12 protein-coding genes are annotated in these 12,873 nt (G+C 69.9%); 3 read left to right on the top strand and 9 right to left on the bottom strand.

All coding sequences use genetic code 11. The features are described from left to right. Positions 1-146 precede the first annotated feature (146 nt). Positions 147-1,028, bottom strand: a complete 882-nt coding sequence (locus SACMADRAFT_RS01705) for an LLM class flavin-dependent oxidoreductase (RefSeq protein WP_040925503.1) — start codon at positions 1,026-1,028, stop codon at positions 147-149. Positions 1,029-1,095: 67 nt separating this feature from the next. Here SACMADRAFT_RS01705 and SACMADRAFT_RS01700 point away from each other — a divergent pair, with 67 nt between their 5' ends. Continuing rightward, a complete protein-coding gene (locus SACMADRAFT_RS01700) occupies positions 1,096-1,911 on the top strand; it encodes an HAD family hydrolase (protein WP_009152046.1) in 816 nt (271 codons plus the stop codon). Positions 1,912-1,913: 2 nt separating this feature from the next. On the opposite strand, the gene SACMADRAFT_RS01695 is transcribed toward SACMADRAFT_RS01700, so the two are convergent. Together SACMADRAFT_RS01695 and SACMADRAFT_RS01690 are read right to left on the bottom strand one after the other, a co-directional pair. After that, positions 1,914-3,608 (bottom strand): hypothetical protein, encoded by a 1,695-nt coding sequence (locus SACMADRAFT_RS01695; RefSeq protein WP_332307187.1) that lies wholly within the window; start codon positions 3,606-3,608, stop codon positions 1,914-1,916. A gap of 90 nt (positions 3,609-3,698) precedes the next feature. After that, entirely contained in the window at positions 3,699-5,147 is a 1,449-nt protein-coding gene (locus tag SACMADRAFT_RS01690) for an AMP-binding protein (RefSeq protein ID WP_232285523.1), read from the bottom strand. Positions 5,148-5,313: 166 nt separating this feature from the next. Here SACMADRAFT_RS01690 and lhgO point away from each other — a divergent pair, with 166 nt between their 5' ends. Next, positions 5,314-6,510 (top strand): L-2-hydroxyglutarate oxidase, encoded by a 1,197-nt coding sequence (gene lhgO / locus SACMADRAFT_RS01685; protein ID WP_009152043.1) that lies wholly within the window; start codon positions 5,314-5,316, stop codon positions 6,508-6,510. On the opposite strand, the gene SACMADRAFT_RS01680 is transcribed toward lhgO, so the two are convergent. Then, positions 6,511-7,455: a DUF3558 family protein gene (locus SACMADRAFT_RS01680; RefSeq protein WP_157617179.1), complete on the bottom strand. Its 945-nt coding sequence runs from the start codon at positions 7,453-7,455 to the stop codon at positions 6,511-6,513. A 58-nt stretch (positions 7,456-7,513) separates the two neighbouring features. On the opposite strand from SACMADRAFT_RS01680, the gene SACMADRAFT_RS01675 reads away from it, so the two are divergent. Then, a complete protein-coding gene (locus SACMADRAFT_RS01675; RefSeq protein ID WP_009152041.1) occupies positions 7,514-8,392 on the top strand; it encodes a maleate cis-trans isomerase family protein in 879 nt (292 codons plus the stop codon). Here SACMADRAFT_RS01675 and serS read toward each other — a convergent pair. Genes serS through SACMADRAFT_RS01650 form a run of 5 tightly spaced genes read right to left on the bottom strand, consistent with a single transcriptional unit; the run spans position 8,354 to position 12,865 of the window. Next, positions 8,354-9,622 carry a serine--tRNA ligase gene (serS, locus tag SACMADRAFT_RS01670; protein WP_009152040.1) on the bottom strand — a complete coding sequence of 423 codons (1,269 nt, stop codon included), beginning with the start codon at positions 9,620-9,622 and terminating at the stop codon, positions 8,354-8,356. The genes SACMADRAFT_RS01675 and serS overlap by 39 nt on opposite strands. A gap of 60 nt (positions 9,623-9,682) precedes the next feature. Then, entirely contained in the window at positions 9,683-10,594 is a 912-nt protein-coding gene (locus tag SACMADRAFT_RS01665; protein WP_009152039.1) for a haloalkane dehalogenase, read from the bottom strand. Positions 10,595-10,611: 17 nt separating this feature from the next. Continuing rightward, positions 10,612-11,058, bottom strand: a complete 447-nt coding sequence (locus SACMADRAFT_RS01660; RefSeq protein ID WP_009152038.1) for a DUF350 domain-containing protein — start codon at positions 11,056-11,058, stop codon at positions 10,612-10,614. A 43-nt stretch (positions 11,059-11,101) separates the two neighbouring features. Beyond that, positions 11,102-12,268 (bottom strand): glutathionylspermidine synthase family protein, encoded by a 1,167-nt coding sequence (locus SACMADRAFT_RS01655; RefSeq protein WP_009152037.1) that lies wholly within the window; start codon positions 12,266-12,268, stop codon positions 11,102-11,104. Further along, the gene (locus tag SACMADRAFT_RS01650) at positions 12,269-12,865 is read right to left on the bottom strand and encodes a hypothetical protein (protein ID WP_009152036.1); all 597 of its coding nucleotides are present in this window, start codon (positions 12,863-12,865) and stop codon (positions 12,269-12,271) included. It lies immediately after the preceding gene. Positions 12,866-12,873 lie beyond the last annotated feature (8 nt).

The raw sequence follows: 12,873 nt of genomic DNA, 5'->3' as shown, positions 1-12,873 counted from the left end.
CGCCCTACCCCGCCTCACGAGGGCCACGAGGCCCCCTGCACCCCCGGGTGGCCTTCGCGGTAGTCCGTGACCGGATCGACGCGGGCGGAGGGCGAGTGGTTCCCGAAAACCCGATCCTCACCCGTTCGGGGTAGGTATCAGCGCGTTCACCGCTCCCGCAGCGTCGGCAACAGCTCGTCCGCGACCTGCTCCAGCACCGACTCGTGCCCGCAGTAGGGCGGCTCGCTGCGTGGCCAGTGCGCCACGACATCGGTGAACCCCAGCTCGCCCGCCCGGCCTGCCGCCTCGGCGAAGGCGTCGACGCTGGACAACGAGAACACCGGAGCCGAATCCAGGCTCAGGTAGCGGTGGACGCCTGCGGGGTCGCGGCCCGCTTCGGCCAACCCCGCCTCGAACCGCTCCTTCAGTTCGCGAACGGAGCGCCACCAGCCGTCCTGGCTGTCGGCGGGCTTGCCGTTGGTCACCCAACCGTCACCGAATCGGGTGGCCAGTTTCATCCCTCGCGGACCGTTCGCGGCGATCAGGAACGGTGGCCGTGGCCGCTGCACGGGTCCTGGGAGGTTGCGCGCGCCGTGTGCGGTGTAGTGCTCACCGGAGTAGTCGAAGCCGTCGGTTCGCAACAGGCCGTCCAGCGCCTCGACGAACTCGGCGAACCGGTCGGCCCGCTGCCTCGCCGACAGTTCGCGGCGGCCGAACACCTCGACGTCGTAGCCACCGCCACCCGACCCGACGCCGAGCACGAACCTGCCGTCGCTGAGGTCGTCCAGTGTGGTGATCTCGCGGGTGAAGGGCACGGGGTGACGGAAGTTCGGCGAGGCCACGAAGGTGCCGAGCCGGATTCTGGACGTCACCATCGCCGCGGCGGTGAGCGTGGGCACCGCGCTGAACCACGGGCCGTCGACCAGCGAGCGCCAGCCGAGGTGGTCGTAGGTCCAGGCGTGATCGAAACCGTATTCCTCTGCGGCCCGCCACTTGGGTTCGGCGGCCCACCACCTGTCTTCCGGGAGAATCACGATGCCTACACGCACGCCGTCACACGCTATCGGTGGCCGCGAGGGCGTCGCCGGACGGGCATGCTCTGCAAAACTGGTTGGTGTGGAGAAACCCCGGCTTATCGCCTCAGACGTCGACGGCACCCTGCTCTCACCGATGGAGCAGGTGACGAAGCGCACCGTGGAAACCGTCGGCAGGGCTGTCGAAGCGGGTTCGCCCGTCGTGTTGGTGAGCGGCCGCCCGCCTCGCTGGATTCCCCGCGTGGCCGAGGAGGCCGGGCTGGACGGCTACGCGGTGTGCGCCAACGGCGCCGTGGTGTATGACATCGGCGCCGACCGCGTGGTGGACGTGCACGGACAGCTCGACCCGATGCTGCTGCACGACGTCGCAGAAGCGCTCGACTTCGCCATCCCCGGCTGCCGGTTGGCGGCTGAGCGCATCGGCACGAAAGCGGTGGACCCCGACGTGCGCACCTTCGTGATCGAGAGCGAATACCACAATCCGTGGGGCGACGGCGAGGGTTCTGTCACGTCGAGGGCGGAGGTACTCGGCTTTCCCGCCGTGAAGCTGCTGGTCAGCCACAAGAAGCTGACCTCGGACGAGATGGCGATGGCCGCGCGCACGGTGCTCGACGGCGCCGTGGACATCACCTTCTCCTCCGGTGGCGGGCTGATCGAACTCGCCGCGCACGGTGTCACCAAGGCCACCGGACTCGCGGGTGTGGCGCGGCGCATGGGTGTGACGGCCGAACACACCATCGCCTTCGGTGACATGCCCAACGACGTGGCGATGCTGCGCTGGTCGGGGCACGGCGTGGCGATGGCCAACGGGCATCCTCTCGTGCTCGACGCCGCGGACGAGGTCACCGCCCCCAACTCCGAGGACGGTGTCGCACAGGTGCTGGAACGCTGGTTCTGACCTCAGGCGCAGGGCACGTGGCGGTACGTGCCGTCGGCCTCGAGCAGTTCCAGCACCCTTCGCTTGGCGTCACGCCGTACATACAGCGAGACCCACTGCTCGGTGTCGGCACGCTGGAAACTCGCCACCTCGTACAGCCCGGCGAAGGCCGGATCCATGCCGCAGTGCTGCTCAGCGGTGTATCCGGTATCGGTGTCCACCGCCACCAGCGGCATCCTGCTGACCACGTAGCCGTCGTAGCCCTCGTAACCGCCGTAACCGCCGTAGCCGTCGCCTCCCGCCGGGTAGCCCGCCGCACCCGCCGACGGCTGCTGCGCTCGCGCGCCGAGGTGTTCGTCGGCTCGCCCGCTCGCCGCCACGATCACCAGCGCGGGTCCCGCCCGGTATCCCAGCGCACCGGGCTTGTAAGCACTCACGACGCTGCCCTGGGGCAGGTTCTCACCCAGCCAGCCGCCGATCTGCTCGAGTTGGCCCGTCGCCGTGCGCCACTCGTGCATGGCAGGCAGCATCCGCGGGTGGGCGGTGGTGACCACCAGCGACAACCCGCACACCGCGGCAGCGACGACCGGCACCGTCCTGCGGCGCGCGAGTGCGGCGGCCCGTGGCTTCGGGGAGGGAACGGAAGGCGCACCGATGCCGATCCCGTACGCCGCCGCCGCGGCCACCGCCAGCAGTGGCGGGACAACGGCCAGCAGCCGCCATGCGGGCATCGGATCACCGCCCGCGTAGCCGACGAACATCGACTGCGCCACCGCGAGCAGCAGCGGTAGCCACACCACGGCCCTGGCGCGGGCAGCGGCCGGGTCCTGCGCCCTTCGGCGGGTCAGCAACAGCGCGACCGCCGCCGCCGTAAGCAGCAGGAACGCCTGGTACCCCAGCGCGAAGCCCGCCAGGTAGTCCCAGCCCGCGCCCAGCCGTTCGGTGGGCGAGATCCCGCCGCCCGCCGGGTGGTCGTAGAAGGTCAGCCGCCACGCCGTCCACGGCACCAGCAGCACGAGCGCACCCAGCGCGTAGGCCGAGGGCGCCCAAGCCGTGGTGTGGCCGCGCGCGGCACGCGCCACCAGCCACAGGCCCACCACGACGGCGACGACCAGCCCGTCCGGCGTCGTCATCGCGGCCAGCGCCGCGATGACCCCGGCCACTACCGGCCGTTGCGCGGCGACGGCGTAGCACACGGTCAGCACGAGCAGCACGAACAGTGACGTCTCAAGTCCGGAAGGGCCGTAGGCGGCCAGCGAACTGACCCCCGCGGTCAGCGCCGCGGCGGCCACGCCAAGTCCGCGCATGCCGGCGCCGCCGTGCTGCGCATCCGCGACCATGCGGTTGACCAGGAAGTAGGAGAGCAGCACGGCGCCGAGCGTGCACAGCACGCCGAGCACGACCGCGCCGGTGACGACGCTGCCGCCGAACATGGCCCGTGGCAGCGTGATGAGCACCAGCCACAGGAAGTTGGAGTAGCCCTCGACGCGCTCACCCGGGTTGAACACCGGCCCGTAGCCGTCGGCGATGTTGCGGGCGTAGCGGAAGGTGACGAACGCGTCCTCCGCGATCGTCGAGTAGAGCAGCTGGTGGGCGAGCGAGAACGCCAGGGTCAGTGCCATGGTCGCGGCCCGCCAGCCCGGCTCGGCGTTGAGGCGGGGCCACGCCGCCACCAGGACGGCGGCGAGCGCCAGCCACGCTCCGATCGTGACAGCCACCACTGCCCACCCCGCCCTTCGCACGGACCCAACCGCCGCTTCCGGCAAAACTACCTGGTCAGAACTCGCCCCCGGGGAGAAGGGGTCGGCCTAGGACTCCTCCCGCACCAGTCGTTCCAGCTTGCGGTAGTCCACCTTCCCACTGGCCAGCAGCGGCACGGTGTCGACACCGCGCACGTCGAACCCGCTGACGTGCAGGTGCAGGCGGTCGGCGAGGTCGGAAGAGACGGCCCGGCACGTCTCCTTGCCCGCGCCCTGCGCGAACAGCACCACCTTGTCGTCGGCGGGAACGGCGGCGACCACCTCGATGCCGGTGTGGCCCGCGCGCACGGCCTGCTCCAGGTCGTCGAGACTCACGCGGTTACCGAACACCGAGCCGATGCGCTTGAGCCGCCCGGTGATGAACAGGTACTGCTCCTCGTCGAGGTAGCCGAGGTCGCCGGTGTCGAGCACGCCACCCATGTCGTCGCCGTGTGCGAGTTCGGCCTCGCTGTCGGCGTAGCCCATCATCACGTTCGGCCCCCGGTACACCACCTCGCCGACGATCTTGGGGTGGGTGGTTTCCTCGCCGTCGCCCCTGCGGATCGTGAACGCTCCACCGGGAAGGGCCACCCCGGCTGAGCCGAGCTTCTCGCCGAGGCGCTCGGCGGGCACCGTTGCCATGCGCGGCGCGGCCTCGGTCTGCCCGTACATCACGAACATCCGTCCGCCCGCGTTGCTCATCACCTGGTGGAAGTGCGCGACCAGTTCGGTGCGCAACTTGCCGCCTGCCTGGGTTAGCGTGTGCAGTCCCGGGTAGCGGCCGGGGTCGAAGTCGATGCGGTGCAGCATCTCGTAGTGGTGCGGAACCCCGGCCAGCGACGTCGCCCCGTGCGCAGCCACGGCATCGATGAAACCCCGCTGCAACGGCCCGCCGCGTTCGACCACCACCGTCGCCCCCGCGACGAGGTGGGAATTCAACACCGACAGCCCGTAGCTGTAGTGCAACGGCAGTGTCGTGGGGGCGACGTCGCCTGGCGCGATGTCGAGCACCTCGGCGATGGCCCGGGCATTGGAGAGCACGGCGTGCCGTGACAGCCGCACCAGTTTGGGCGTGCCGGTCGACCCGCTCGTCGGCAGCAGCACGGCCAGTTCCGGGTGCGGCAGGACGCATTCGGCCTGCTGCCTCACCCAGTGCCCGTCCCGCGGCGTGTAGCCGGGCGGTGGTGCGATCGGCGGTGGCGTCAACACGGCGGCGGGGCGGAACCGCTCCACCAGGCTCCGCAGCGATTGCGTGTCCAGCGCGGGGTCGATGAGTGCGATCGCCCTGCCCGCCTCGAAGGCGCCCAGGTAGTGCAGCACCCCGTCCAGTTCCACGGCGGTGCGGGTGAACAGCACACCCTCGGGCAGGGCGCACAGCCGATCCCCCGCCCTGCGCACCTCGGCGAGCAGCCCGGCCCCGGTCAGCGTCCGCCCGCTCTCGGCGTCCACGACCCGTGCGCTTTCGGCGAGTAGCCCCGACACGGCTGCGGCACCCCGTCGGCCCACGTGGTCCGTCACGGGCGACGCCTCCTCGCTGACCAGGCCGAGGGCGGCTGTTTCCTTGGTCCGGCCCGACCCGACCGAGTCCTGTGCTCGATGTGACGCGGTGATCGGGCGCTCACTGTACCGGACCCGCAAGGCCGCACCTCGCCAGGAAGATCGGCCCGGACCTAGGCTGTCAGGGGTGCGTGGGCGTTCGGCGTTGGTCATCGGAGGCGGAATCATCGGCCTCGCTGTGGCAGCCGAGCTGGCCTCGCGGGGCGCGCGGGTCACCGTGCTGGAGAAGGAACACCGGTGGGGCTCCCACCAGACCGGCCACAACTCCGGTGTCGTGCACGCGGGCCTGTACTACCGCCCGGGTTCGCTGAAGGCCAGGATGTCGGTGGCGGGCAACCGCTCGATCGTCGCGTTCGCCCGCGAGCACGGGGTGCCGGTGCGCGTGTGCGGCAAGCTGGTGGTGGCCACCTCACGCGCCGAGCTTCCCGCGCTCGCCACGCTGGCACAGCGCGCCGAAGCCAACGGCGTGCCCGCTCGAACGGTCTCGCCCGCCGAGGCTCGCGAGTACGAGCCGCACGTGTCGTGTGTGCGGGCGCTGCGGGTGGAGTCGACGGCGATCATCGACTTTCCCGGTGTCTGCGAGGCACTCGTGAGGCTGCTCACCGACGCGGGCGCCGAGTTGCGGCTGGGTACGGCCGCACTCGGCATCCGGTCGAGGGCCGCTGGCGGGGTCGAGGTGGCCACCGGGGACGAGGTGCTCGGCGCCGACGTGCTGGTGAACTGCGCGGGACTGCACTCCGACCGGGTGGCGCGGATGGCGGGTGTGCGTCCCCGTGCCCGCATCGTGCCGTTTCGGGGTGAGTACTACGAACTGCGCCCGGATCGCAGGCAGCTGGTTCGCGGTCTGATCTATCCGGTGCCCGATCCTGCGCTGCCGTTTCTCGGGGTGCACCTCACTCGCATGCTGGACGGCAGCGTGCACGCCGGGCCCAACGCCGTGCTCGCGCTGCGCAGGGAGGGCTACCGCTGGTCGGACGTGTCGGCCGGTGACGTCGCCGACATCGTCGGCTTTCCAGGGACGTGGCGGCTCGCCCGCAGGTACGCCCTCGGGGCCGGGCTGGCGGAGGTACGCAGGTCGCTGTCGAAACAGCTGTTCGCCCGCAGTCTGGCCCGGCTGGTGCCTGCCGTGGGGCCTGCGGACATCGTGCGGCACGGCTCGGGTGTGCGGGCACAGGCGTTGCGCCGGGACGGTTCGCTGGTGGACGACTTCCTGATCGAGCGGGCACCGGGCCAGGTCCACGTGCTCAACGCGCCGTCCCCTGCGGCGACGAGTGCGCTCGAAATCGGCCGTTACGTCGCCGACCAGGTCGGCTCGGTGAGCTGACTACGCGGCGGGCAACGCGGCGGAGACCAGCGGAATCGCCGCCATGACCGTGTCGCACACCTTCGCCCGCTCGTCGTGGCCTCCGAAGATCGTGGCGGAGGAGCGCTCGGTGACATCGAGTTCGGCCACGCATGCGGTCTCGATGTCGGAAGGCTGCGGGTAGAGCCGCCACTTCCAGCCGGAGGCCTCGATGACTTCCGACGGCTCGTCCGTACTGTCGAGCGCGCCTCGTTTCGGGTAGAGGGTGATCATGAGCGAGTTCGCGCCGGAGTCGTCTGCGGGGTCCCACGAGCAGTCGACCGACTCCTCATCACCTCCGCCCTCTCCGTTCGGCTTCAGCCCCAACTCTTCGGCATGCTCGGGGGTGAGCAAGGTGCACGGGTCGAGGTCGGCGAGCGGGCTCGGTGGTCGGGTCGGCTCCGGCGCGGGGTCGCCTCCAGGTAGCCGGGCGGCGACGAACGGTGCAGCGGCCTCGGCAACCTCGCAGGACTTCTCCGGGTTTGTAAAATCGCTGCTCATCAAGCTGACGAACGACGTTTGCGAAACCTCGGCGGCCAACAGGCACACCGCCTCATCGCCAACCGGGTCCAGGTAGCGCGACCAGTTGATGCCACCCAGTTCGACGGTCTCCTCCGGCTGCGCGCCGTCCACGTAGTCGACCAGCGGAAGGTCGGTGGCCAGTCCGACGTTCAGAGAATCCAGGTTCGGGTCGACAGGCGACCACATGCACGAAGGTGGAAGAAGCCGGGACGGCTCGCCGGGGGTGAACTCACCCTCTTCGGCCAACCCGAGGTACTCGGCTTCCTCGGGCGAAAGCAGCGCGCACGGCTCACCGGACTCCACTCCCGAGGTGCTCGGTGGCGGGGCGGCGACGGTGCCCGCCGTGCCGGTGACAACGCTGGTGCACGACGCGAGCAGCAGGACGGTGCCCAATACCGTGCCCAACACGGCAGCGTTCGCGCGCACGAGACCCCCCGGTGTCGGTCGGTCGTGTTGCCGACAGATGAACGGCCGTCAGCCTATCCGGCGACGCAGGGTCACCGGGGTTACTTCCGGTTTCGCGGCCGTGAAGAACGCGCTCGAGCGGCTCCCGTGGGGCCGGGGCGAGCCTAGCGTTGGCCGGGTGTTCCCCGAGATCGCACGGTTTCGCACCACCGAGCAGGTCGGCATCGGACTGGTCGCGCCCTTCGACTTCGCACTGGACCGCGAGCTGTGGCGGTGGCTGGACGATCGTGCCTGCCTGCACTCCACCCGGCTGCCGTACCTTCCGGAGCCGGTGACGGTTCGGCTGGCGACGGCGCTCGCCGATCCACACGGGGTACGCAGGGCGACGAGAGACGTGCTCGCTCCCGATCCCCACGTGGTCGCCTACAGCTGCACGTCCGGCAGCTTCGCGGCAGGCGCGGCAGGAGAGGCCACCATCGTGGCGGCGATGCTGGCGGCGGGGGCACCCGCCGCGGTGACCACCTCGGGTGCGTTGGTGGGCGCGCTGACCGAACTCGGCATCGGCAGAGTCGCGATCGTCAGCCCCTACGTGGCGGAGGTGACCGAGCGGCTGCTCGACTTTCTGTCCGAGTTCGGTGTGACCACGACGGCGAACATCGGGCTGGGCATGCTGGGCGACATCTGGAAGCTGTCCTATTCCGACGTGCTGCGCGCGGTGGCGGGTGTGGACACCACCGGTGCCGAGGCGCTGTTCGTCGCCTGCACCAACGTGCCGACCTACGACATCATCGCGCCGCTGGAGCGGCTGCTGTCGATACCCGTACTCACGGCCAACCAGGTGACCATGTGGGCGGCACAGCGTGCCGCGGGGGTCGGCCCGATCGACGCGCCCGGCCTGCTATTCGCCAACGGGGGCAAGAACCTCGCGACCGCCTAGGAACGGCCGCATCGCTTCCGGCACCCGCACCGAGCCGTCGGGCTGCTGGTGGTTCTCCAGGATCGCCACCAGCCAACGGGTGGTGGCGAGTGTGCCGTTGAGCGTCGCGGCGATCTGCGGCCGCCCGTCGTCGTCGCGGTAGCGAACCGAAAGCCTGCGCGCCTGGTAGGTGGTGCAGTCGGAGGTGGAGGTCAGCTCACGGTAGGTCTGCTGGCTGGGCACCCAGGCCTCGCAGTCGTACTTGCGGGCCGCGCTGGAGCCGAGGTCACCCGCTGCCGTGTCGATCACCCGGTAAGGCACCTCGATCTTGGCCAGCATCTCCTCCTCCCAGCCGAGCAGCCGCTCGTGTTCGGCCTGTGCCTCCTGCGGCCTGCAGAAGACGAACATCTCCACCTTGTCGAACTGGTGCACGCGGATGATGCCCCTGGTGTCCTTGCCGTAGGAGCCCGCCTCGCGGCGAAAGCACGACGACCACCCGGCGTAGCGAAGCGGCCCGGCTGAAAGCTCGAGGATCTCGTCGGCGTGGTACCCGGCGAGCGGGACCTCCGAGGTCCCGACCAGGTAGAGGTCCTCATCCGGCAGCTGGTAGACCTCGGAGGCGTGCGCGCCGAGGAAACCGGTGCCCGACATGACCTCCGGACGCACCAGCACCGGCGGGATCATCAGCTGGAAGCCGTTGGCCGTCGCCTGCGCCGCGGCCATGTTCAGCAACGCGAGCTGCAACTGCGCGCCGATGCCGGTGAGGAAGTAGAACCGGGCTCCGGAGACCTTGGCGCCGCGTTCCATGTCGACGGCGCGCAGTCCCTCGCCGAGTTCCAGGTGATCCCTGGGAGTGAAGTCGAACTCCGGTGGTGTGCCGACGTGCTTGAGCACCACGTAGTCGTCCTCGCCGCCGGAGGGCACTCCGGGGCGCACCAGGTTCGGCAGCCGCTGGTACAGCTCGTCGAACTCCGCGCTGGCCCTCGCCTGCTCGCTCTCTGCGGCCTTGACCCGCGCGGCCAGCTCCTTGCCCTGTGCGAGCAGCGCTTCGCGCTCCTCGCCCGACGCCTTGCCGATCTTCTTGCCGAGTTGCTTCTGCTCGGCGCGCAGCGTGTCGGCGCGGGCAATGGCGGACCTACGCGTGGCGTCGAGGGACAGCAAAGTGTCCACCACGCCCTCGTCCTCACCGCGGGCGCGCTGGGAGGCGCGCACGACGTCCGGTTCCTCGCGCAGGGTCCTGAGGTCGATCACACCGACCGAGGGTAGTCGGCGCCGGTTTCCGGCGGTCGGCGTGGTGCCGCCTGCTGCGCCTCAGTGCAACTCGCGCACGAAGTCGACCACGACCTCGGCCAACCGCTCGCCCGCGTCCTCCTGCAGGAAGTGGCCCGCACCGGTGATCGTGGGATGCTGCCTGCCCTCGGCGCCCGCCATCCGGCGCCGCAGGATCGGTGCCATCGCGCCGGTGATCGGGTCACGGTCGGAGAAGGCACACAGGAACGGCAACTCCAGGGTCGACAGTGTCTGCCATGCCCTGCGGTTGGCCTCCGTGGCCGGGTCGTCGGGGGTGGTCGGCACCAGGCCGGGCATCGCCCTCGGCCCGGCCTTGTACGTCTCGTTGGGGAACGGGGCGTCGTAGGCCGCTCGTTCCGCCTCGGTCAGCTCGCGTACGCAACCTGACTGCACGAAGCGCGCAACGTCCAGCACGGGAGCGTTCTGCACCGCGTCGTGGAACTCCCACCACACGGCGGGCATGTCGTGGTCGCCGGTCGGCAGCCCGGTATTGGCGGCCACCACACCGGCGAAGCGGTCCGGGTGCTCGGCGACGAGTCGCAGCCCGATCAACCCGCCCCAGTCCTGCCCCACCAGGGTGAGCCCGCGCAGGTCGAGCGCGTCGAACGCGAAGGCCCGCATCCACTCGACGTGCCTGGCGTAAGTGTGGTCGGCCACCTCGGCGGGCTTGTCGGAGCGGCCGAACCCGACCAGGTCGGCAGCGATCGCGCGCAGCCCGGCGTCGGCCAGCACCGGCAACAACTTGCGGTAGAGAAAGGACCAACTCGGCTCGCCGTGCAGCAACAGCACCGTCGGCCCGTCCGGCGGACCGGCTTCCACGTACCCGATCCGGACGATCCCGTGCACGGGATGGTCCACGTCCGCGTAGAGGGCCGGATAGTCGAAGTCGGGGAGGTCGGCGAATCGGTCTTCTGGTGTCCGCAGTAGCCGCACGGCGACCACCGTAATGGTTAGGAGATGGCCACGGCCACCACCAAGCCGAGAGCGACGTGCGCGGCGGCCACGACGAAGCTGGCCGGAGTGAACCGGTCGCTCTCGATGGTGGAACGCACGTCGATGCGGGTCACCCACTCCAGCAGCCGTACCGCGAGCACCTGCGCGACGATGCCGATCAGCCCGTAGACCAGCGCGGTGATGAGCCCCTCGGCCAGGTCGCTCGCCGACGACCAGATGGCGATCACGATGATGAACGCCATGGAAACCATGCCCGACGCGGTGACCACCACCGCGTTCGGCAGGCCGCGCCGCACGAGTTCCGACAACCTCCCCGGTGTGGTGAAGTCGATCGCGTAGAAACCGAGGAGCATCAGCACGAGGCCGACGATCGCGTAGAGCATGATCGCGCCGATTCCCCTGGCGAGGTCGGTGCCGAAGGTCTCGGACAGTGCAACAAGCACAGCAGTCTCCTGGGTCGACGTTGAAGGTGTCGGGCGTGTCCTATCACGATTGGGGTATGCGGTGGGGCACAAAAGCCGCACCGTCATCGGTGACCAGTCCAGCGGTCTCCCGGATGCCCAGTCCGGCCGACTCGTCGCCGACGATCCACGCGCCCAGCGCAGGTCTGAACCCTTCGAACTCCGGCAGCGGGTCGAAGGCCTGGTAGACAAAGCCTTCGGTGCCGTAAACGCCACCGGTCTGGGTCTCGTAGCCGGGCGCGACGATCTGAACGTTGGCGCCCTCCCGACCCAGCTTGGGCTTGCGCACGTACTCGGTGAGGACGCCGGGTTGGTCGATGAACGCGGGTAGCAGGTTGGGGTGGCCCGGGTAGTTCTCCCACAACAGGCCGAGGATGGCCTTGTTGGACAGCAGCATCTTCCACAGCGGTTCGATCCACATCGTCCGCGGCAGCGACTCGACGGCGAAGCGGCCGAACTCCTCGTCGATCACCCATTCCCACGGGTAGAGCTTCACGACGGTGGCCATCGGGGCCTCTTCCAGGTCCACGAACCGCTTCAGCAGCGGGTCCCAACCGATCTCCTCGATGGCCAGGCCCACGGTGTCGAGGCCCGCCTCGGCCGCCGTCTCCTGCAGGTAGGAGGTGGTGATGTGGTCCTCACCGGTGCGGTCGGCGCTGGACCAGGTGAAGTGCAGTTCCTTCGACGGCAGCCGTCCTCCGACCTGCTCCCAGCGCTGCACCAGCCGTTCGTGCACGGAGTTCCACTGGTCGTCGTCGGGGAAGACGTCGGTCTTCCAGTGCCACTGCACCACCGAGGCCTCGAGCAACGAGGTGGGGGTGTCGGCGTTGTACTCCAGCAGCTTGGCAGGCCCCCTGCCGTCGTAGCGCAGGTCGAACCGGCCGTAGATGTGCGGGTCGCCGCGCCGCCACGACTCCGCGATGTGCGGCCACACCCACTCCGGAATCCCGAACTCGGCGTATCGCTGTGCCGTCACGACGTGGTCGACGGCTTCCAGGCACATCGAGTGCAGCAGTTCGACGTCGGCCTCCACGGAGAGCACCTCCTCCATGGAAAGCACGTAGTGCACCGACTCGTCCCAGTACGGCCGCGCCTTGCCGGAGGCGTATCGCGCCGGTGTGCCGAAAACGAGCCCCTGTTCGGCTACGATGCGTTGCCAGTCGGGCCGAGCTTGCCGCGACTCCCTGTGCAACTACGAGCCCCCGCTCTTGCCGAATCCGCTGCTGCCGCTGATGCCGAACCCCCCGCGCTGGATCGTCTTGCCCGAGGGCGTGCTGATGCTGGCGTTGGCGGGCCGCGTGTACGAGCCGCCGCGCACTGTGCTGCCCACCGCCCCGGTTCCGCCGTAGTTGTAGCGGTACTGCTGGTAGCCGCCGCCCGGCATGGGCAGGAAAAGGAACCCTCCTGAGTAGTAGCCACCGTGGCTGGTGACGTAGTCGCGGTCGCAGTACTCGTCGTTCTCGACAACGGTTCCGTTCGCGTCGGTGCACACGGCGGTGACCTCCTCCGGCGCCGCCACCGCGTACCAGCCCGCGACCAGCCCCACGAGTCCAACCGTGACGCCGCCTCCGATCAGCACCTTCCGCCTGACCTCGGCTTTGTGCTCGGCCGCCTCGGCCTCCTGCTGCCGCGCCGCCTCGCGCTCACGCTCCTGCTCGGCCGCCTTCTTCCGCGCGCGCTGCTCGGCCAGCGTGGGTTCGCGCGGCGTCGCGCTCTCGGCGTCCTGGAACCGCATGGAACCGCGCGGCTTGCGATCCTTCGAGTCGAGTTCGTCGGGGTCGTCCGTCATCGAACACT

The organism is Saccharomonospora marina XMU15, from assembly GCF_000244955.1.
GTDB lineage: Bacteria > Actinomycetota > Actinomycetes > Mycobacteriales > Pseudonocardiaceae > Saccharomonospora_A > Saccharomonospora_A marina.
Note: the sequence above shows the minus strand (reverse complement) of the source record. Positions and strands in the feature narration are given on the sequence as shown.

Coding starts and splice junctions, on each gene's coding strand:
- SACMADRAFT_RS01675 (WP_009152041.1), top strand. CDS start 7,514: ATGAACGGCCGTCAGCCTATCCGGCGACGCAGGGTCACCGGGGTTACT.
- SACMADRAFT_RS01650 (WP_009152036.1), bottom strand. CDS start 12,865: ATGACGGACGACCCCGACGAACTCGACTCGAAGGATCGCAAGCCGCGC.